Origin of the sequence: Salinibacterium sp. NK8237 (assembly GCF_015864955.1) — a bacterium.
In the GTDB taxonomy this organism is placed as follows: domain Bacteria; phylum Actinomycetota; class Actinomycetes; order Actinomycetales; family Microbacteriaceae; genus Rhodoglobus.
Genome location: NZ_JADYWE010000001.1, coordinates 1,566,670 through 1,585,359 on the forward strand (window position 1 = coordinate 1,566,670; position 18,690 = coordinate 1,585,359).

Annotated in this window: 23 protein-coding genes; 11 read left to right on the forward strand and 12 right to left on the reverse strand. The window is 61.9% G+C overall.

The window, feature by feature from the left end; all coding sequences use genetic code 11:
- Positions 1-13: 13 nt before the first annotated feature.
- The gene (locus I6E56_RS07610; RefSeq protein WP_197137106.1) at positions 14-2,242 is read right to left on the reverse strand and encodes a beta-glucosidase; all 2,229 of its coding nucleotides are present in this window, start codon (positions 2,240-2,242) and stop codon (positions 14-16) included.
- Between the two features lie 131 nt (positions 2,243-2,373).
- Here I6E56_RS07610 and I6E56_RS15320 point away from each other — a divergent pair, with 131 nt between their 5' ends.
- The 3 genes from I6E56_RS15320 (at position 2,374) to I6E56_RS07630 (ending at position 4,688) form a co-directional block, all read left to right on the forward strand.
- A complete protein-coding gene (locus tag I6E56_RS15320; protein WP_307842802.1) occupies positions 2,374-3,354 on the forward strand; it encodes a tail fiber protein in 981 nt (326 codons plus the stop codon).
- 54 nt (positions 3,355-3,408) lie between these two features.
- Positions 3,409-3,873 carry a GNAT family N-acetyltransferase gene (locus I6E56_RS07625; RefSeq protein WP_197137107.1) on the forward strand — a complete coding sequence of 155 codons (465 nt, stop codon included), beginning with the start codon at positions 3,409-3,411 and terminating at the stop codon, positions 3,871-3,873.
- A 74-nt stretch (positions 3,874-3,947) separates the two neighbouring features.
- Positions 3,948-4,688: a sulfite exporter TauE/SafE family protein gene (locus I6E56_RS07630; protein ID WP_197137108.1), complete on the forward strand. Its 741-nt coding sequence runs from the start codon at positions 3,948-3,950 to the stop codon at positions 4,686-4,688.
- 187 nt (positions 4,689-4,875) lie between these two features.
- Here I6E56_RS07630 and I6E56_RS07635 read toward each other — a convergent pair whose 3' ends face one another.
- From I6E56_RS07635 to I6E56_RS07645, 3 genes are all read right to left on the reverse strand, one after another.
- Positions 4,876-6,375 (reverse strand): catalase, encoded by a 1,500-nt coding sequence (locus tag I6E56_RS07635; RefSeq protein WP_197137109.1) that lies wholly within the window; start codon positions 6,373-6,375, stop codon positions 4,876-4,878.
- Between the two features lie 78 nt (positions 6,376-6,453).
- Positions 6,454-6,903: a Fur family transcriptional regulator gene (locus I6E56_RS07640; protein ID WP_197137111.1), complete on the reverse strand. Its 450-nt coding sequence runs from the start codon at positions 6,901-6,903 to the stop codon at positions 6,454-6,456.
- 325 nt (positions 6,904-7,228) lie between these two features.
- The gene (locus I6E56_RS07645) at positions 7,229-7,687 is read right to left on the reverse strand and encodes a putative immunity protein (RefSeq protein ID WP_197137112.1); all 459 of its coding nucleotides are present in this window, start codon (positions 7,685-7,687) and stop codon (positions 7,229-7,231) included.
- Positions 7,688-7,849: 162 nt separating this feature from the next.
- Here I6E56_RS07645 and I6E56_RS07650 point away from each other — a divergent pair, with 162 nt between their 5' ends.
- From I6E56_RS07650 to I6E56_RS07660, 3 genes are all read left to right on the forward strand, one after another.
- Entirely contained in the window at positions 7,850-8,893 is a 1,044-nt protein-coding gene (locus I6E56_RS07650; RefSeq protein WP_197137114.1) for an Abi family protein, read from the forward strand.
- 211 nt (positions 8,894-9,104) lie between these two features.
- Positions 9,105-9,689, forward strand: coding sequence for a hypothetical protein (locus I6E56_RS07655; protein WP_197137116.1), 585 nt, complete (start codon positions 9,105-9,107; stop codon positions 9,687-9,689).
- Entirely contained in the window at positions 9,686-10,231 is a 546-nt protein-coding gene (locus I6E56_RS07660; protein WP_197137118.1) for an RNA polymerase sigma factor, read from the forward strand. Before I6E56_RS07655 ends, I6E56_RS07660 begins: the two co-directional genes overlap by 4 nt.
- 59 nt (positions 10,232-10,290) lie before the next feature.
- On the opposite strand, the gene I6E56_RS07665 is transcribed toward I6E56_RS07660, so the two are convergent.
- From I6E56_RS07665 to I6E56_RS07675, 3 genes are all read right to left on the reverse strand, one after another.
- A complete protein-coding gene (locus I6E56_RS07665; RefSeq protein ID WP_197137119.1) occupies positions 10,291-10,551 on the reverse strand; it encodes a Txe/YoeB family addiction module toxin in 261 nt (86 codons plus the stop codon).
- Positions 10,548-10,799 (reverse strand): type II toxin-antitoxin system Phd/YefM family antitoxin, encoded by a 252-nt coding sequence (locus tag I6E56_RS07670; RefSeq protein WP_197137121.1) that lies wholly within the window; start codon positions 10,797-10,799, stop codon positions 10,548-10,550. The genes I6E56_RS07665 and I6E56_RS07670 overlap by 4 nt, the downstream gene beginning before the upstream one ends.
- 75 nt (positions 10,800-10,874) lie before the next feature.
- Positions 10,875-11,669 (reverse strand): alpha/beta fold hydrolase, encoded by a 795-nt coding sequence (locus I6E56_RS07675; protein ID WP_197137123.1) that lies wholly within the window; start codon positions 11,667-11,669, stop codon positions 10,875-10,877.
- A 108-nt stretch (positions 11,670-11,777) separates the two neighbouring features.
- Here I6E56_RS07675 and I6E56_RS07680 point away from each other — a divergent pair, with 108 nt between their 5' ends.
- Positions 11,778-12,014: a type II toxin-antitoxin system ParD family antitoxin gene (locus I6E56_RS07680; protein WP_197137125.1), complete on the forward strand. Its 237-nt coding sequence runs from the start codon at positions 11,778-11,780 to the stop codon at positions 12,012-12,014.
- A complete protein-coding gene (locus I6E56_RS07685) occupies positions 12,011-12,331 on the forward strand; it encodes a type II toxin-antitoxin system RelE/ParE family toxin (protein ID WP_197137127.1) in 321 nt (106 codons plus the stop codon). Before I6E56_RS07680 ends, I6E56_RS07685 begins: the two co-directional genes overlap by 4 nt.
- A 70-nt stretch (positions 12,332-12,401) precedes the next feature.
- Here the strand turns inward: I6E56_RS07685 and I6E56_RS07690 are convergent, their stop codons facing one another.
- Positions 12,402-12,869 (reverse strand): DUF1643 domain-containing protein, encoded by a 468-nt coding sequence (locus tag I6E56_RS07690; RefSeq protein WP_197137129.1) that lies wholly within the window; start codon positions 12,867-12,869, stop codon positions 12,402-12,404.
- A gap of 140 nt (positions 12,870-13,009) precedes the next feature.
- Here I6E56_RS07690 and I6E56_RS07695 point away from each other — a divergent pair, with 140 nt between their 5' ends.
- Together I6E56_RS07695 and I6E56_RS07700 are read left to right on the forward strand one after the other, a co-directional pair.
- Entirely contained in the window at positions 13,010-13,681 is a 672-nt protein-coding gene (locus I6E56_RS07695) for a FadR/GntR family transcriptional regulator (protein ID WP_197137131.1), read from the forward strand.
- Positions 13,682-13,713: 32 nt separating this feature from the next.
- Entirely contained in the window at positions 13,714-14,553 is an 840-nt protein-coding gene (locus tag I6E56_RS07700; RefSeq protein WP_197138214.1) for an ABC transporter ATP-binding protein, read from the forward strand.
- A gap of 50 nt (positions 14,554-14,603) precedes the next feature.
- On the opposite strand, the gene I6E56_RS07705 is transcribed toward I6E56_RS07700, so the two are convergent.
- Complete coding sequence (locus I6E56_RS07705) at positions 14,604-15,263, reverse strand: TetR/AcrR family transcriptional regulator C-terminal domain-containing protein (RefSeq protein ID WP_197109325.1); 660 nt, start codon at positions 15,261-15,263, stop codon at positions 14,604-14,606.
- 165 nt (positions 15,264-15,428) lie between these two features.
- Here I6E56_RS07705 and I6E56_RS07710 point away from each other — a divergent pair, with 165 nt between their 5' ends.
- A complete protein-coding gene (locus I6E56_RS07710; RefSeq protein ID WP_197109324.1) occupies positions 15,429-15,716 on the forward strand; it encodes a putative quinol monooxygenase in 288 nt (95 codons plus the stop codon).
- Positions 15,717-15,830: 114 nt separating this feature from the next.
- Here the strand turns inward: I6E56_RS07710 and I6E56_RS07715 are convergent, their stop codons facing one another.
- The 3 genes from I6E56_RS07715 to I6E56_RS07725 form a co-directional block, all read right to left on the reverse strand.
- Positions 15,831-15,977: a hypothetical protein gene (locus I6E56_RS07715; RefSeq protein WP_197137132.1), complete on the reverse strand. Its 147-nt coding sequence runs from the start codon at positions 15,975-15,977 to the stop codon at positions 15,831-15,833.
- A gap of 105 nt (positions 15,978-16,082) precedes the next feature.
- The gene (locus I6E56_RS07720; RefSeq protein WP_197137133.1) at positions 16,083-16,637 is read right to left on the reverse strand and encodes a hypothetical protein; all 555 of its coding nucleotides are present in this window, start codon (positions 16,635-16,637) and stop codon (positions 16,083-16,085) included.
- A 37-nt stretch (positions 16,638-16,674) separates the two neighbouring features.
- Positions 16,675-18,672 carry a primary-amine oxidase gene (locus tag I6E56_RS07725; protein WP_197137134.1) on the reverse strand — a complete coding sequence of 666 codons (1,998 nt, stop codon included), beginning with the start codon at positions 18,670-18,672 and terminating at the stop codon, positions 16,675-16,677.
- Between the last annotated feature and the right edge of the window lie 18 nt (positions 18,673-18,690).

The window sequence follows — 18,690 nt, forward strand, 5'->3', positions numbered from 1 at the left end:
AGTCTGTAAGCCGCTAGTTGGCGGTGCGACGCAACGGCACCGCTCCAGTCCAGTGTGAAGGACTGTGTTGAGCGGCGATCAGCGCCCAATCGCCCGCTCGTGGATGCCACTGCCGGGTGCTCGGATCACGCTGCACCGTCGGCCCCGCATCGAGCGCGATCTGCACGGTCGTGCTCGCCCCGCGCTGCACCGTCACTTTCTGAAAACCCAGAAGCTGAGCGACTGGATGCTCGGCCGACAAGTCGGCGGCGTAGAGCTGCACGACGGTGGATCCGTCGCGGTCGCCCGTATTGGTCACGAGAACCCGAGCGGTGCCGCCCACGTCGCTGAAGGTGTGGTCGAGAAGCTCGTGCGTCATCGTCGTGTAACCCAGCCCGAAGCCGAGGGGGAACGCAGCAGCACGGCCCTGGCCATCGAGGTGGCGCTGGCCCCAGGAATCGTCGTACACCACGGCCTTCGCTGCGCTGTCGAAAGGTGGCAGCTGCGCAGCGTCGCTCGGTATGACGAACGGCAACCGGCCTCCGGGTTCCGTATCTCCCGTGAGCATGCTCGCGAGCGCGTGCCCGCCCTCCATGCCGCCGTACCAGGCCAGAACAAGGGCAGGAACGCGATCCCGCCACTCGTCGGTCAGGATCGCGCTGCCGCCGATGAGCACTACAACGGTGCGCGGATTGGCCGCGACAACGGCACGGATGAGACTGGCGTCGGAAGGCCGAAGCTCGAGCGAGCTCCGATCGCCACCGCGAACGAAGCGGGCCGCGAGGTGCGCCAGCCCGATGAAGATACGGCGAGAGAGACCAGAGTTGAAAGCGCGGCCGAGGATCCCCACATCGACTCCCCCGGTGACGACCGACTCGCCCTCGTCGTGTTGGTCAAGCCCGACAACGACGACGGCAATCTCTGCCTGAGCCGCGAGCGCCGCGGCAGCCTTTTCGTCTTTGCCTGTGGAAGTCGTGATCAGTGCCGCGGGGAACGCGTCACGCAAGCCCTGCAGCGGGGAGACAGTGGATGGTGGTCGAACGCGCGAAGAACCATGATCGCCCAGGTTCGCTTGGTCAGCGAGTCGCCCGATAACGGCGAGCCGACGCATGCCGGGAGCCAATGGTAGCAGTGGCGCCTCGTCGACGGCATCGTTCTTGAGCAGCACGATTGACTCGGCAGCGGCGTGGAGGGCCAGAGCCCGGTGCGCGGCAGAGGCAATGACAGCGACATCCGGCTCCTGCTGCTCGCGGGTTGCCGCATGCAGAATGCTGGTGCGCAGGATGCGGTGAGCAGACTCCAGCACGGTCGCGCGGTTAAGCTCCCCACTGCGCAGTGCGGCAGGCAGAGCGCGCGCCCGCAGCATCCGTAGCGGCATCTCGACATCCATTCCGGCTTGCAGGCTGACGACCGCATCGTGGGTGCCGAACACCCAGTCGCTCGTCACGAAACCGGTGAAGCCCCACTCGTCTCGCAGCACATCCGTGAGAAGGGCACGATTGACATCCATGTACTCGCCGCGCACCCGGTTATAGGCACTCATGACCGAGTCGGCTCCGGCATCCACCACCGCTTTGAAATGGGGCAAATACACCTCATGCAGCGCATGGTCGTCGACAGAGACGTCGACCTCGAAGCGTTCGTTCTCCATTGAGTTGAGCGCAAAATGCTTGACGCACGCCATCGTGTGTACCCGAACGCCCCGGGTAAGCGCCGAGCCCATCTGCCCAACGAGCACCGGATCTTCGCCGTAACACTCCTGCGCGCGACCCCAAGCGGGATGCCGCAGCAAATTCACGCACACCGAGGCCGAGTAGTTGGCGCCCCGCGCGCGGGTCTCGGCGCCGATCGCGACGCCGACCCGTTGCTCAAGCTCCGGATCCCAGGTTGCTGCCCGCGCCATTGTTACGGGGAACGCTGTAGCCGCACCGATGACGACGCCGCGAGCACCATCACTGAATCGGATGCCCGGGATACCGAGTCGCGATACCGCACCGGCCACAAATGGTCTCCGGCCGAGAAGCGCGGGGATGAACGGTAAGAGTCGGCGCGGAGAATCTCCGTCGAGCAGGCCGAGCAGTTCCTTCTCTGTCAGCAGACCAATGAGCTGAGCCGCAGAGTCATCCGCTTCAAGTTCGCCGGCACGGACAGCGCGTACTGCTTGATTAAAGGCGTGAACCGACGCTGTGATCGTGACGGGCACGGCTGCATCGCTAATCGGCGCACTGCCAACGCTGTGCACGATGCCGTTCGCATTTTCCATGATTTGAAGTCTGCACCCTGTAGCTGTGCCGACACACAACGGCGGCGGAAGACCACCTGCCGTGTCCCCACACTGGGGGTGGAGACCACTCGTGGTCCACTTGGTCAGCTTCGTTAGGTTTGTATCATCCCGTGACGCACCGTTGCGCTCTCCCGAACGTCTGGATCTTTCTTTTGCCTTCAGCACCCCGCACGCCGTCACGTTCACTTCGACTGTTTGTGGGAGCGGCCGTCGCTGCCGTCATGCTTGCCGGCTGCACGAGCCAAGCCAGTTCTGCGGATGCGCTGCAGAAGGCCTGTGTCGACACCACCGCCTCGGCAATCAAGCTCATTGATGCCGCCGACTCGTGCGGTGCCGGATTCGTTGAGGCAGTGTTCACGACGGAAGCAACCTCGGCTGGCGTTGACGGAGTCGATGGACAAGATGGCACAAACGGCCTGAACGGTGCAGATGGCGTCGATGGACGAGACGGCACAAACGGCCTGAACGGTGCAGCCGGTGCGGATGGCGACACCGTGCTCAACGGAACAGCCGGACCTCGTGGCGCAGCAGGCGCAGCAGGCGCAGCAGGCGCTGATGGTGCGGATGGCGCTGATGGCATCGACGGTTCAGATGGTGCAGATGGCGTCGACGGACTCGATGGACTCGACGGCGCAACGGGCCCCGCCGGACCCCAGGGCGAACGGGGCCTCCTCGGCGCAACCGGCCCAGCCGGTGCTGCCGGTGCTGCCGGTGCGACGGGTGCTGCCGGTGCGACGGGTGCAACCGGGGCAACAGGGCTAACGGGCCCCACGGGCGCAACGGGAGCCACCGGAAACTCTCTCCTCTCTGCGCAGTTCGGCTACCGCTCGGGCGAAGCACTCGACAGTTCCACCAATGAATGCACTATGGGCACGCTCTCGCTGTCGGCGGGCTACCGCACCGGAGAGGGCCTCGTCGCAGATGGCCGCCTCATCAATATTTCCTCCAACGAAGCGCTCTTCTCACTCATTGGCACCACCTACGGCGGCGATGGTCGCGTGACTTTTGCGCTCCCCGACATGAGCGACATTACGCCCAACAACATGACTTGGATGATCTGTGATCGGGGCATCTTCCCCAGCACGCTCTAGGTTCCTGAAACACTCTCGGCAGGTTCTCGGCGACACGCAGACTAGGATTCTGACGTGGAAGACACTTACGAACTCGAACTCCGTAGCGTTCCCTTTGAGCACGCCGACTCGGTAATGCTGCGTTCAGCGCAGCGTGCGGAGCTCACCGCGCGGTACGGAACCGAAGATAGCGAACCCGGCGCGAAGCCGACATCTGACTCGGTAGTCGTCTTCTTGATCGCCTATGTCGACGGTGTTCCTGCCGGTTGTGGTGGGCTCCGTGAGCTCGATAACGGCAACTTCGAAGTGAAGCGCATGTACGTCACGCCTGCCCAGCGCGGCACCGGCATCGCAATCGCCGTGCTCAAGGGCCTCGAGGAGTGGGCGCGCGCGCAGTCGGCGACCACGCTCGCGCTCGAAACAGGCACCGCCCAACCCGATGCGATGCGGTTCTACGAGCGCGAGGGGTACACCCGCATTGAGAACTTTGGCGACTACGTGGGCGAGCCCCTGAGCGTCTGTTACGCCAAAACCCTCTAACGCAGAACCCCAGCTCGGCACGGGTTTCTTGCCTGATGGCAAGCATGGGCACGGCAGCGCTCTAGTCTTGGTCAGTGCTTGCTCTCGTCGCGCTTTCCGTTCTCATCGGAGCGCTCTCACAACGGATCACCGGGATGGGCTTCGCACTCGTTGCGTCCCCGCTGATCGTGATCTTGCTCGGCCCCTTCGATGGGGTGCTAGTGATCAACCTGTGTGGCGTTATTTCGGCGTCACTCATCATTCCGCGCGTCTGGCGGCACGTCGAGTGGCGCACGCTCGCATGGTTGGCGATTCCGGCGGTTGTCACGATCGTGCCCGCCTCGTTTCTTGTGACCCGCCTCCCCGGGCCAATCACTCAACTCAGCATTGGCATCCTGGTGCTCGTTGCCCTCACCGCGACGCTGCTAATCAAGCGGTCGGAGCGCGTTATACCGGCGCGACCGGCTGCGATCCTTGCCGGCGCGGCATCCGGTTTTATGAACACGGCGGCGGGCGTCGGCGGTCCGGCGATCAGCATTTATGCGGTCATCATGCGCTGGCCGCAAGTGAACTTTGCGGCGACGCTTCAGCCTTACTTTGTGATTGTGGGCGCCACATCACTCGCCACGAAGGCTCTCTTTTCTGGCGGCATGCTTCCTGAGTTGGATGCTCTCAGCTGGGTCATCATCATCAGCTCACTGCTGGTGGGGCTCGTGTTCGGCGAGGTGCTCAACCGGCACGTCAGCCACCGCGCTGCGCGGATCGCGGTCATCATCATCGCGTATGTCGGTGGCACTGTCGCTGTCATCGATGGGGCTTTGGGGCTTGCGGCCTAGCCAGCACCGGTCTCGCTGCCGGCGGCGCTCGCTCTGTTCGGTGGCACATGCAGCGCCTCCGGCATAGGCGACACCTGCAGCACACGCGACACCTGCAGCATTAACGAACGGATGCCCGGCCCCCATACTTCGGGGACCGGGCATCCGGTGTTCGGCTTCGCGTTAGCGCAAGCGATTCACCTCAGTGTTACTCGGCGGGGCCGACTCCTACGGGGTCAGCTTCTTCGTTGGGGGTGTCGCCGTTGCCGGGAACGGTCTGGCGCAGGGTGGCACCGAGGCCGGCATCCACACTTGTCCAATACCAGTAGAAACGCTCGAGGATCTCGGGAACGGTGATGCCGCGGCCCTGTCCGGTGAGGGTTTCAATGAAGCGTGCCTTCGACTCTGCGGAGAAGACGTCGCGGTAGAGCGTTCCGGCCTGGCCGAAGTCGTCGTCTTCGGAGTGCAGGGTTGCTGCTGCGCGAAGGAGTTCGCCGTCGGTCGCCCAGCCACCTTCGCCGGCAAGCTCGGGCTGAGCTGCGGGTCCGCCATACGAGTTCGGTGTGTACGTGCGAGCTGCCGCGTCACCGATCTTGTAGTTCATGGAACCTTCGTGCTGGTAGTTGCGCGCTTCGGAGGCGTGCGGCTGGTTGACCGGCAGTTGGTTGTAGTTGGTTCCGATGCGGTTGCGCTGGGCATCCGGGTAGGAGAACACGCGTGCCATCAGCATCTTGTCTGGGCTGATGTCGGTGCCGGGAACCATGTTCGACGGCGAGAACGCTGACTGCTCGATCTGCGCGAAGAAGTTCTCCGGGTTGCGGTTGAGCGTGAAGTGTCCAACCGGAATCAGCGGGTAGTCCTTGTGCGACCACACCTTGGTGAGGTCGAAGGGGTTGAAGCGGTAGGTCTTGGCTTCTTCGTACGGCATGACCTGCACGGAGACATCCCAGGTGGGGTAGTCGCCGTCGGCGATGGCGTTGAAGAGGTCGCGACGGTAGTAGTCAGCGTCTTCTCCGGCGATGCGCTCGGCTTCGGCAGCTTCCATCAGTTCAACGCCCTGGCGGGACTTGAAGTGGTACTGCACCCAGAAGCGTTCGCCTTCGGCGTTGATCCACTGGTAGGTGTGCGAGCTGTAGCCGTTGAGGTGGCGCCATGACTTGGAGAGGCCGCGGTCACCCATGAGGTACGTGACCTGGTGGGCGCTTTCGGGCGAGAGGGTCCAGAAGTCCCACTGCATGTCGCCGTCACGAAGACCGGAGTCACCGAGGCGCTTCTGCGAGTGGATGAAGTCGGGGAACTTCATGCCGTCACGAATGAAGAAGACGGGGGTGTTGTTTCCGACGATGTCGAGGTTTCCCTCGGTGGTGTAGAAACGCAGTGCGAAGCCGCGCACGTCGCGCCAAGTGTCGGGCGAACCTTGTTCTCCGGCTACGGACGAGAAACGCAGAATGGTTTCACTTGTTGCACCCTTCTGGAAGACGGCAGCCTTGGTGAAACGAGAGACGTCTTCTGTGACGACGAACTCACCGAATGCTCCAGCACCCTTGGCGTGGGGGTTGCGCTCCGGCACCCGCTCGCGGTTGAACGCGGCAAGCTTCTCGACCAGAAAACGATCGTGCAGCGCGATTACGCCATCAGGACCTGTTGTGAGCGAATGGTCATCGCTCGCAATGGGTGCGCCGGCCTGGGTTGTCGTGGGTTCAGTCACGATGTCTCCTTTGTGTGGGGATTATTAGGGGCGAAATGGAAAGTCGGTCGACAGCGTAGACAGCTCTGTCTGTGTTCTTTAGTCTGCGCTCTTTTGCTTGAGAGCGCTCTGGCAATCGGGGCATACTCCCCAAAAGTTCACTTCGGCGGTGTGCACGGTGAAGCCGCCAGCATCGGATGGCGTGAGGCACGGCGCGTGACCAACAACGCAGTCCACGTCACGCACGGCACTGCATTCGGTGCACACGATGTGGTGGTGGTTGTCACCAATGCGGCGTTCATAGAGAGCGGATGACCCTGCCGGTTCGATCTTGCGCAGCAAGCCCGCCGTCGTGAGCGCCGCCAGCACCCCGTACACGGCTTGGAGGGAGGTGCCGGGCAAACTCGGCAGTACAGCTCCGAACACCGTGTCGGCATCAGAGTGCGGGATGTCGGTGAGGGCACTCAGCACAGCGACGCGGGGCTCAGTCACTTTCAGACCGGCCTCTCGCAGAGTGTCGGCGAGCGCCGCATCCGTCACTGTTTCCATGACTACGACGCTATCAGTTGTTTTGATTAACTCAAGACAACTTGCGGTGAATTCGGAACCCCGATGCAGCAGCACACCACGCCGAAACCTCTGAGCAATCGAATCGAGTCGCCGGGTTCGCTGCACCGTATAGGGAGCCATTTCGGGATTTGACCGCGGACACCCTTTACGGGATTCCCCAGGCTCTCCGTGGGCAGAAGCAGTCCAGCGTTGTGCGTGGCTCCGGGTTGATCCGCGCATTAGCACTCAAGCGGAAGCGCAGAGCGGTGTCCCGCTTAGGGATCGTCTAACGGGCGGCCGCGATGTGCGGATCGATCCGCTCACGCTATAGCCCCTTAGGGAAGCCGATCGCACGCAGCTCAGGGTCGAGGTGCTTCCACTGCCAAGCGCGCTCGGCGTCTCGATCGGTTTTTCCCGATCCGCGCAAGCCGACTGCTTTCGCGGCATATGTCGCCGCATGCGGAGAGTGGTTGAACATGTGCGCTACTGCGCACGCCTGACCAGCCGCACGGGCAGCCGCAACGGCTGCCGGGGAGTCGGCTCCACTCGCGTCTCGTGCAGCGGCATGAGCTGCGAATGCCGCGGTGCGGCACGCTGTCATCGGAATCTGTCCGAGTTCCCAGGCGCGCAGAGCTGCGATCGCTGCGCGTGGCCGACCGTCATCGGGCCGTAGTTCTTCGAAGATCGGCAGAGCGCGCTCCGCGCAATCCGCAGCCCAGAGTGCAACCGCGTGATGAATCGACGGCTCAGGGTTTGCCCACTTCGCCTGTTGTTCTTCGCTCACCCTCTGATCATCTCAGCAATCACACGCGCAAAACTCAACCGTTTGCCCTTTGCTTCAGAAGTGCGGACGCTTAGGTAGTTGAAAGTCCCGTAAGGGAATCCGTTTACGAGACGTCTTTTATCACGGAACCTCACCGCCCATACGTCCCAGGGGCGTGGTAGGTTGGATGCAATCGTTCAGCCCGCCCGGTATTCCGGTGTGGGCTGGATTTCTTTAACATGGCAGAATCGGGCTGTGGCCTCGCCTTCAAAGAAGTATCAGACGATCGATCAGCAGGTCGCACTCCTGAGAACCCGTGGCCTCGACCTTGACGGAGAACCGGAACGTTGGCTCCGCTCCGTGAACTACTACCGACTCAGCGGCTACTGGTACATCTACCGACAGTCAGTCGTTTCGGAAGACGGTAAAGTAGATCGATCGGATCAGTTCGAAGCCGGAACAACCTTTTCTTCCATCACAGACCTCTACGAATTCGATCGAAAACTCCGCACCCTTTTGCATGACGGTGTCGAACGTGTAGAAGTGGCCCTCCGCAGCCAAGTCAGTTATGTGCTCGGCGCTCACGGACCACTTTCATACGAAATCGCATCCACTTTTCGAGATACCTTCGATCACCAAGGTTGGCTCGCGGATGCGAATAGACGCGTGACCAGGGCTTCCCGACGATCTCCATCCATTCAGCACCATCAAAACCAGCGCAGCGGCGTCATCCCCATCTGGGTTCTTGTCGACGTTCTCGATCTTTCCGACGTCTCCAAACTTTTCGAAGGCATGAAAGCTAGCGATCAATACGCTGTCGCCGAAGGGCTAGGTTTGCGCATCGACTTGGATAAAGTCACCGGAAATCAGCGAAACAAATCGCTCAAGAACCACCCGCTGGCTCGCTGGCTCGAGCAACTGTCAGTCGTCCGGAATATTGCAGCCCACCATGGGAGGCTCTGGAACCGAACGGTCGTCCCAGCCCCAACCGCCGCTATGAAAACAATCGAGGGCCTGGAGGGCCTCCCCAAGGGGCAGAGCGAGAATATCTTCGGCGCTCTCGCTGTCATCGCGAAGATTCTCCAGACGACATCACCGGGCTCGACCTGGGCCCACAAGGTGGGCGTTTTAGCGGGCCAGTCTCTCGACAAGATGCCTGGGCGTTCAGCGCGGGAGATGGGTTTTCCCGACGACTGGCGCACAACGAGACCTTGGGCTGACCACTAGGCGAGGGCCGCATGCGAGCTTTCTCCTGTGGGTTTAGTGGAGATCCTAAGTAGCCGGCCGGCAGTGCCCACAGCAAACCTGGGACAAGGGAAGGACTTCGGACGCGTCCACGACCGAGGTTACTGTTTGCCTGACTCATTTCGAGTTCGAATGGACAAAACGGGCGTCCGCGGTCATGTACTGAGTGAATGTAATCATCGGAGGGCACACCATGGACAACGCTGAACTCGAACTCTTGCTCCGCGATACGGCACCCCAGCCGCCGCTGCCCACAGGGCTGGCCGGACATCGGGAGCGAATCCTCGCCGAAACGCTGCCTCGCCGCGCGCGACGTTGGCGGGCATGGACTGCCGGGGTCGTTGCTGCGGGGTTGCTTCTCGGCGGAGGGACAGCGGCGATGGCTGCCGGCGGCATGGAAACGCCCTGGGGCTGGGTCGCAGACAATGTCTTCTCTGTCTCCAACGGTGCCGAGATCTGCTTCGCCGGCTTCACCGTCAGCTTCTCGGATGGAGTGAACGAGAACTCAGACATCGCGCGTGAAACACGGGCGTTTGTGGGCGCGCTCGATCTGGAAACGTTGGACACTGCGCAAATGGAAGCCGAAATCCGTGAGTCGAATCTCACCGCTCAAGATGAAAATGGCGACACGGTTGCGATCTCCAGGAGTGATGCTGAGGTCAAACAGATGGCTGTGTGGCGGGTGGCCTCGAACTTGACGTGGAAGCACCTAGAAACGAAAGGTTATGACCCTAATCTGGTCGGCTTCGACATGGCCGCGGAAGGATGCGGCTTGTGAGCACCGTTGACGAACAGGCCAGATTCGCGGCTGTTATTAGGGGCAACGAGGGCGACTTGTATCGCTACTTCTTGCGCAGGATCACGAACCCTGCTGATGCCGCCGAAGCATACGGCGAGTTGTTGATCACAGCGTGGAAACTCCACCGCAAAATGCCTGCAGAAGAGACTGACGCACGCATGTGGCTCTTCGGAGTCGCTCACAACGTGTTGCGAAGCACCAGACGCAGCTCCGCACGTCACTCCTCCGCGGTGCGCAGGTTCGCCGACGAACTGCGAACCACCGCGGCGTTCCCGGCTGACGACAAGGGAGCTGAACTCCGCGACGCAATCGCATCACTTTCGGCAGCTGATGCCGAGCTAATCCGGCTGATCTACTGGGATGGCTTCAAATCACACGAGGCAGCAGTCATCGTCGGAGTCAAACCTTCGACCCTGAGATCCAGAATGACAAGCATCAAGGCGCAGCTGCGCACGCTGTTGTCCCCGGCGCCGACTGAGCCGGTGAACCCTGCGCACATACCGTGTCTATCAGCGCGGTAGCGCGCGAATTCGGAGCGGGTTGCGGGCGGGTGGCGAAAGAGGGCGGTTTATGGTGACGCTCAATAGTGATCGCGTGCTTGGAGGATCACAATGTGGGAGTTGGTGACGTAGTAGACGAGTCGGTTCGTTTCGTCGATGCGCCGCGACCAGGCGCCGCTGAGGACGTGCTTGAGTGGTTCCGGTTTTCCGATCCCGGTGAATGGGTCGCCGAGAACGTCAGCGATGAGGGTGTTGATCCGTTTGAGCGTCTTGCGGTCTTGGGTTTGCCAATGGACGTAATCTTCCCAACCGTTTTTGTCGAACGCGAGCGTGCGGCTCATGCGTCGAGAAGATCGTGCTGTTCAAACTCGCCACGTCGAGCGCGCTCGATTGCGTCGAGTAGACGCTCAGCGTTTGCGGGGTTGCGCAGCAAGTAAGCGGTCTCGATGATTGCGTCGTAGTCGTCTTTCGAGAGGATGACTGCGTTGCCGTGCTTGGAAACAACCTCGACCGCAGTGTGGTCATCGTTGACGCGCTGGATGAGTCCGAACAGGCTCTTGCGCGCCTCGGTTGCTGTGATTGCGGGCATGACGACTCCTTGATAAGTGGTACAGCATACTGTACCACTTAGCCATGGGAGGCTGTCCGGGGCGCAGGTTAACGGTCATCCGTGGCATCGTGATCCTCGTGCGGGCGAGAGGCCAGCGGTCACTTCGCGCCGGGTGATCCACGCGTCGACCGCTGAGTTGAAGAGGCCAGGCGCTTCGATATTCCAGGCATGACCGACACCGTCGGCGATCGTCGCCACTGCATCGGGCATCACGCGCGAGACATGGCGCGCGGACTCTGCCGCAAGCGGCGGTTCGTTCTCGCCGGCGATGACGAGTGTGGGCACGGTGCATACCGCCAGGCCGTCGAGAGAAACCCCGTCGAAAACGTCACGAACCATGCGTGTGTAACTTGACCGCGCGAATCTTGGGACCGTCGAGAGAAACTCTTCGCGCCGGTCGCCTGTCAACCCCATTGAGTTCGCCGCCAACCGTTGAAATACGCGCGTGCCAGCCATGAGTGACGCTACCCATTGCACTGCGCGTGGGATGCCGGTCACTTTCGATGTCACGATGCCGGAAATGAACGCGGATTCGATCCTTGCAGCATTCCGGCCGAGCACTCGAAGCGCGACGTCACCGCCCACAGATAGCCCAACAAGGTGTACTTGTTGCGTATCCGCAATCTCGGATATTAGCCGCGCCACTCGGTCTGCAGTCTCGTCAAGGGACCGCCAAGGAAGGTGGGCGCTTGCCCCGGAACCCGGCAAGTCGACAGTGACACAGTGGAAGTCCGAGAGCGCGGCGACCTGTCGATCCCATGCCCACCCGGTCCAACCCCCACCGTGCAGGAACACAATGACTGGCTTATCCGGGTTCGGACCGATTTCGTGTGCCAGTTCAGCCGCCATCCTCAGACTCTAGTCAGCAGTCGAAGTTCGCGCGCTCAGAGCAATTACGGAGACGCGAGAACCGATGACAAACTTTGCCATCGAGCGTACAGTGAAGGAATGGCAACGATGAATGTGTCCCTTCCTGACGCTTTGAAGCAGTTCGTTGAAGAACAGGTAAGCGAGCACGGGTACGGCACGAGTAGCGAGTTCGTGCGCAATTTGATCCGGAATGAGCATGCTCGCACGCAACTGCGTGCACTCGTCGTGGAGGGGATGACGTCGGGGCCAGGATCCGAGCTGGATGATGCGTACTTCCACCAGCTTCGTGAGCGAATCAACAACCACGGCGTTGACACCCCGTGACGTCCCGCCGCGTCGTCACGACCAGACGCGCCGATCAGGACATCGACAATGCCGTGGAGCACTACCTGACAGAGGGCGCCGCTGACGCCGCAATGGCATTTGTTGATGCGCTAGATAAGGCGCGCGACCTACTCGGGTCGCAACCGTCGATCGGGTCGCCGCGGTTCGCAGTCGAGCTAGGCATGCCGGAGCTTCGAGGGCTTGCGTTGCAGAAGTTCCCCTACGTGGCGTTTTACACAGATGATGCCGATGCCGTTCGCATCCACCGCATCCTTCATACTCGGCGCGATATCCCCGCTGAACTCTCCGAACTATGATGCGACGCGTACGCAGAGAGACGGGTTCCTCAGCCGCCGCAGTCGAACAGCTACGAAACGGTCGAAGTTTTCACACTGACGACGTCCACTCGATCAGCGGCGCATCTTTGGGCACGTAGAGCGGATGCCGAGGATGGCCATCCTTGGTGACTCCGAGTGTGTGCAACTGCGGCAGAACAGCCATCGCCTGAGCCACACGCTTCGGGGAGGCGTTGGCGCCCCATCCTGCGACGACGGTTCCCGTGAGGTTACCGAGCACGCTGTCATTTTCGGGGCCAACAGGATCAGCCGCCGCGAGCATCACCTTCGGGTCCTTGGTGCGGAACGCATAGAGGTTGAGGATCACCATGCCGCCATACCCGTCGCGTTCAGCGAAGCCAACGCAGCGCCGCAGTGTCGGATCGAGCTGATTGGCATCGGCAGTGCTCGGATTGAGCAGCACGAACGTGATCGTCGGAAGCGTCGGATCCCAGACGCGAGTCAACGAATAGCGGTAGTCGCCACGGATATCTGCAGTCGCAGATACGAACTCGGTCATCGGGTCTCCTTCGGCCAATTCATCCTGTCACACCGCACCATCCAGCTAGGGACACCCACCAGCCAGACACGCACGGCGAACCCAACTTGTCTGAGGTGTAGAGTTGCGAGGCAGATGAACACAGTGATCGGAGCACCTGCATGACGCCAGCAGTGCAACAAGGCCGGCTCGCCGCGCAGGCAGCCGGAGTCCTGCTTGGGCGCATCGGTGCCGGCGAGTGGCCCTTGGGACACAAGCTGCCGGGCGAGACGACACTGGCGGCCGAGATCGGGGTCGGGCGCTCAACACTGCGGGAGGCCATCCGTGAACTTGCCGGCCAGGGCGTGCTCGAAAGCCGTCAAGGCTCGGGCGTCTTCGTGATCTCGACCGACATTGCCGAGGACTGGGATGTCGTGCTGCGCCGAGTCTCCGTTGCATCCGTCATCGAGGCTCGGGTCGCCATCGAGGCCGAAGCTGCCGCGCTCGCCGCGCATCGCCGCACACCATCAGACTTGCGGGCGATGCGCCGAGCACTCGCCCGCCGCTCGGGCTCGCACCACTCTGCCGAAGAGTTCGCTGACGTCGACATGGCGCTTCACCGGGAAGTCGTCGCGGCATCCCACAATGAAGTGCTGCTCGAACTGTTCGACGGGTTCGTGCCGCGAGTGCGAGTTGCGATGATTGAGATGCTGAAGCTGCGCCCCATCCACGACTACGAGGTAGACCAAGCCGCTCACAGTGCTCTGGTCGAAGCGATCGCCGAACGGAACCCGGCCGCCGCCGCCGAGTGCAGCCGGGCGCACCTCACCGGCGTGCATCGAGCCCTCTCGTGAGCGACGGCACCACCACGAACGACAGCACCTCCATGAACGAAAGCACCTCCGTGAACAGCAACCCCACCGTCGTCGAGCTGCGCGGGGTCACGTTCCGCCGCGGCGAGCGCACCATCCTCCACGAGGTCGACCTCACCGTGCGCGCGGGCGAACACTGGGCGCTCCTCGGCCCCAACGGCGCCGGCAAGAGCACCATTCTCGGTTTCGTCGGCGCCTCAGCGCACCCGACCTCCGGAACCGTGGACATCCTGGGGCAACGCCTCGGCCGAGTCGAACTGCAGGCACTGCGTCGCTCGATCGGGCACGTCAACCCGCGTCATCCGCTTCACGCACCCCTCACGATTCGGGATGTCGTACTCACTGGCCTCACCGGATCCCTCGAGACTCCCCCGCGCTGGGAACCCACCGCGCAGCAGACCCAACGCGCGTCAGAGCTCATCGAACAGCTGGGGCTGGCAGGCAAGGATGCCCACCGCTGGCCGACGCTGTCGCAAGGAGAGCGCGGCAGAGCACTCATCGCCCGCGCCCTGATCGCCGAACCCGACCTGCTGCTTCTCGACGAACCCAGCACCGGGCTGGATGTCGCGGCGCGCGAGCAACTCCTCGAAACCATCGACACGCTCACCCACAGCTTTCCGCGACTGGCCTCAATTCTCGTGACGCATCACCTCGAAGAGCTGCCCTCCACAACATCCCATGCCGCGTTGATTGCGAATGGTCGGATCTCGCAGGCCGGGCCAGCCGAACAGGTGTTGACCACTGAAAACGTCACGACCGCCTTTGCGCATCCGATTCTCGTCGGGCAACACGACGGGCGCTGGTTCGCGCTGCCCGGTCGCAAGCGTTCGCTCGGGCCGTACGCTGTGACGTAGAGGTGATTGTTCGTAAACAGAAGTTGTGTCGGGCCCCGTTGCCAGCGTGATCAGTCGCTGCTGACAGCGGCCAACTCGCGTTCGGTTCCTAAAATGATCATGCGCAATCCGTGCTCGAAAACATCCTCGCCCAGGGGATCCCCTCCAGTACGCATGGCAACCACGAATGTGTCGAGTGCAGGCCCGTCGAGTATCTCCATCGGATTCACAGCGCCGCCTACTCCCATGCGTTGCGCCTCGGCCGCGGCCTGCTCCTTTAAGACGAACCCGGTCACGTAATGCGAGACGACGGCGATGGTGCGTACAGCTAGCGCCGGATCAAACCCGAGGGCTGCCAGCGCGGCGATTTCGTCACCGAAGAGCCGAACGGTTTCAGGGCTTGCTGTGCGAACGGACGCAACAATGCGAGCCCCATCCCGATGGCTCAGCATTTCCGTGCGATACGCGCGGGCGCGTCGCTCTACCCATTTCTGCCAACCCTCATCGGGCAGAGGAGCGCCCATGCCGGCGCTGAGGATTATGGCGTCACCCATCCCGTCAAGAAGGGCTTGCTTGTTGGCAAAATGCCAATACAACGCGGGCGATTTGACCCCGAGCTCGACCGCCAGCCGCCGCGTGGTGAGTTCGTTCAAACCAACCGTGTCGGCAAGGGCGAGCGCTGTCGCAGTGATCGACTTCCGGGTGAGTGTCGGTCGTTTTGTTGAAGCCATCTTGACACCTTATCGACGATAAGCCATAGTTGCACCAACACTTATCACCGATAAGGAATTGCGATGGTTGCAACGTTGCCAGCGGGTGGGACGACTGCACGTTCTCGCCACCGACATCGTCACGTTCTACAACCACACACCCATCGCCATGAAGGGAACGCTCATATGCTCGTCATCGCCGGATACCTCCTTCTCGCCCCCACTGAACGCGACAGATTTGTCGCTCAACACCTCGACCTCGTGGCTCGGGCACGCCTAGCGCCGGGGTGCCTAGACCTCGCCATCAGTTCAGACCCCGTCAACGACGCCCGGGTCAATACATTTGAGCGGTGGGAGAACGAGGAGGCGTTAGCTGCGTGGAGGAAGATCGCAAACTCCCCGCAGCTAGATATCGAATTCCTTGGTGGAGACATGGCGAAATACCATATCGACAAGACCGGACCCGTTTTCTAAGAAGAGGCTCCGCCGCCGCCTTCCAGCATCCGATCCACGTCAAGCAACACGACGGCCGGTGGTGCGGGCTGATGGCCGACCGGACCTGGCGCGGCGGGCCGACCAACGATCAGCTCACGAGTTGATCGCTGCCAAGAGTTGAAATCGCCCGGGCCGCCCTCCACCAGCGGCGACCGCAACGAGGCATTCGCGAACAAGGGCGTGTCCCTCAATGATCAGGGTGCGATCCCATGCGCTGCGGTCTTGCTCGTCGAGGGTCACCAGTTCGCCGTCACACTAAATCGAGGGTCACGGATCTAGGCTTGCTCAGGCATCAATGACGATTTCGGCTAGGCGCGCTCGCTAGAGAGTCCCGACAACAGCCCTCTACGCCAGCAGCGCCAACGCCATGAGCCCCGCGGCGCCGCCCATGCTCAGCACTTCGACGCGCGCGAGCAGCCCGGGCGATCGCTGCGTTAGCCGCAGCGACCGCTCGAACCACACAGTGAAAATGACGTACCCGGCCATGCCGCCCAACAGTGGCGGCAGGAACGCCACCCCGTGATGGTGACTTTCGCTGGCATCGACGCCGCCCGAACTCATCGCCATGATCATTCCCGCCATCAAGACGAGACCGAGGGCCGAGTGCAGCGCCATCATCCCGGAGGGATGGGCTGCATTGGCCCCGGCACCCGTTCCCGCCGAGCGAGCCGAACGGGAGTTGGGTCGCGCGCCGAACCCTACGAGCATCCCCGAGACGAGAAGCGCCATCACCCAGACCAGCGGATGAAGCAGCCCCCACGAGAGCGACACATCCAGCATCGCCGCGAGCATCACAATCGCCGCAAAAGACTGCAGCTGCATTCCAGTACGCCGCGCACCCACGGTGCAACACGTGCCGAGCGCCGCCGGCAGCAAGGCCGCCACGTGCAAGGTTTCCACTGTTTTCCGCTTCCGCTCTCGCTCTCCTCGCCGCTCCCTAGTGGCCGTGCTCGCTATCGTGGTGGGCGCAGTGGTCACCGTTTTCTTGGGCCGGGGCGGGGATGTTGAGTGCCGGGTTCATGCCGAAGAAGCCGTTGGGCTTGAGGGTGAACTTGGCGTAGTCCATGGGCATGACGGGCCAGTCTTCCATGCGGGGGAAGTGGGTGAGACCGAAGGTGTGCCACACGACAACATCTTCGGCTTCAACCGAGGCGTCATCCGCAATGTATTTGGCAATGCCGTCGCCACCCGGGTTCTGGTGCACGAAGTCGCCGGCCGCATACCGTTCGCTTGGGTCGTACTTCGTCACGTAGAGATGCTTGGTCGTGAACAGTGCTCGCTTCGCAATCGATGACGACTCGTCTGCCATCAAGGTCGGGCTCTCCTGGGGGTAGAGAACGTACGACGTGGGGCGTCCAGTGCGGTTGACCTTGTCTGCGCTTGAGATCTGCCAGACACGCGATGCCGCACCGTTAGCAACTCGGCCTGACTCGCCTTCCGAGCGGATGCGCGTGACCTGCTTCGTGAAGGCGTTGCCGTATTCATTGCCCGGCCCCATCGGCACGCGCACAGCGTCAATCTCATCCACGCTGTTGGCTACACCGTCGACGGTCATGTCGAGTCGTGCCGAAAAGAGGTGCTGGTGATTGGGGCCACCGAGGCCAGGGGCAACTTCCGAGGCGTAGGGGTAGTCCGAGCCATCCGCTTGCAGTCCGGGATACGCCGACGTGAAGAGGATGCCCGTGAGCTTCGATTCGCATTCGATGGTGCCGTCGAGGTACAGGTACCAGTAGAAGCCGTAGTCGTAGTTTCCGACTGTGGTGAAGAAGGAGATGACGAGTCGACGAGAGCGCCGAACTTCCGAGGCGCCTGTGAAGAGATCGGTGTGCTTCCACAGTGTGCCGAAGTCTTCCTCGTGCATGCAGATGCCGTTCTGAACGACCTTGGGAGAACCCAGCTCGTCGGCGAAGACCGCGTCAAAGTACGTGATCTCGCCAACACAGTCGCAGCCGAGGGCGAGCGAGTTCGTGTAACGACCGAACAGGTACTCGCCGGTGTCGAAGTAGTTCTGCCAGAAACGGTTGGGCTGCGGGTCGGCGTAGGGAACCACCATTTCGCTAATCGACCCGCGATACATGATTGGGCGGTCGACACCCTGGTCGGCAAAGCTGAGGTTGCGCATGATGAGACCCTCGCGCATGTCGAACCCGATCTGGAATTTCCAGTTGCCCCACTCGACCTGTTCACCGTCGACGAGATAGCTGGGGCCTTCCGGCTGAGTGATGACAATCGGCTTGAGCGCATCGAGCGGTGGTCCCTGCACTGCCGGGTCGTCGTAATTGCCGCCCTCGGCGGGGATCGGATAAACCTCGTTGTCGACAATGCGCGTCACTTTCATCGCGGCAATGTCGACGTAGGCGGCGAGACCGTCAATCGGGTGCGCCCACACGTGGTCGCCCACGTAGTCAGAGCGGAACGCGAAGATACGCAGAATGCGGCGACCCTCCTCTTCGGGAAAGTCGTAGTAGCCGGAGGAGAGCGGCACAACTTCGACGTCGTTTACGGTGACGCCGCGCTTCGCAAGAGCCGCGATCCAGCCTTCGTCTTGGGCGACGATCTCGCCGACGAGCTCGAATTCTGTGTCGAGGATAGGCAATTGTCCCGCTGATCCGTCGAGCACCGACGTTGAGATGACGGCTCCGAGCCCCAACGAGATGATGTTGTCGCTGGAGTGGCCGGTTGCGAGATCAAGCAGCATGACGCGTGCTTGGCGGTCGGGCATTTCCCCGCCCGCTGCCTCCCACGCTTTCACTTCGTTCTTGGCGGGCTCCTCGAGGCCGACATAAACGAAACGAGTGGTCGTGGTGAAGAAATCCACCGTCGAGGCGATGTCGCGAATCGCGGTGATCTCGTCGGCGCTCAGGCTGCTGAGCGGATGCTGCGGCGCAGTCGAATTGTGGTGGGCCAAGACTGATTTGTCGTTCGTGATCGTCATTCGATTTCCTTCACTTGC

What these genes read in the sequence shown, in the direction of transcription:
- I6E56_RS07665 (WP_197137119.1), bottom strand. Translation starts at nt 10,551, where the DNA reads ATGAGCCGCACGCTCGCGTTCGACAAAAACGGTTGGGAAGATTACGTC.
- I6E56_RS07725 (WP_197137134.1), bottom strand. Translation starts at nt 18,672, where the DNA reads ATGACGATCACGAACGACAAATCAGTCTTGGCCCACCACAATTCGACT.
- I6E56_RS07610 (WP_197137106.1), bottom strand. Translation starts at nt 2,242, where the DNA reads ATGGAAAATGCGAACGGCATCGTGCACAGCGTTGGCAGTGCGCCGATT.
- I6E56_RS07675 (WP_197137123.1), bottom strand. Translation starts at nt 11,669, where the DNA reads ATGGCGGCTGAACTGGCACACGAAATCGGTCCGAACCCGGATAAGCCA.
- I6E56_RS07670 (WP_197137121.1), bottom strand. Translation starts at nt 10,799, where the DNA reads ATGCCCGCAATCACAGCAACCGAGGCGCGCAAGAGCCTGTTCGGACTC.
- I6E56_RS07680 (WP_197137125.1), top strand. Translation starts at nt 11,778, where the DNA reads ATGAATGTGTCCCTTCCTGACGCTTTGAAGCAGTTCGTTGAAGAACAG.
- I6E56_RS07695 (WP_197137131.1), top strand. Translation starts at nt 13,010, where the DNA reads ATGACGCCAGCAGTGCAACAAGGCCGGCTCGCCGCGCAGGCAGCCGGA.
- I6E56_RS07705 (WP_197109325.1), bottom strand. Translation starts at nt 15,263, where the DNA reads ATGGCTTCAACAAAACGACCGACACTCACCCGGAAGTCGATCACTGCG.
- I6E56_RS07710 (WP_197109324.1), top strand. Translation starts at nt 15,429, where the DNA reads ATGCTCGTCATCGCCGGATACCTCCTTCTCGCCCCCACTGAACGCGAC.
- I6E56_RS07640 (WP_197137111.1), bottom strand. Translation starts at nt 6,903, where the DNA reads ATGGAAACAGTGACGGATGCGGCGCTCGCCGACACTCTGCGAGAGGCC.
- I6E56_RS07655 (WP_197137116.1), top strand. Translation starts at nt 9,105, where the DNA reads ATGGACAACGCTGAACTCGAACTCTTGCTCCGCGATACGGCACCCCAG.
- I6E56_RS07690 (WP_197137129.1), bottom strand. Translation starts at nt 12,869, where the DNA reads ATGACCGAGTTCGTATCTGCGACTGCAGATATCCGTGGCGACTACCGC.
- I6E56_RS07700 (WP_197138214.1), top strand. Translation starts at nt 13,714, where the DNA reads ATGAACGAAAGCACCTCCGTGAACAGCAACCCCACCGTCGTCGAGCTG.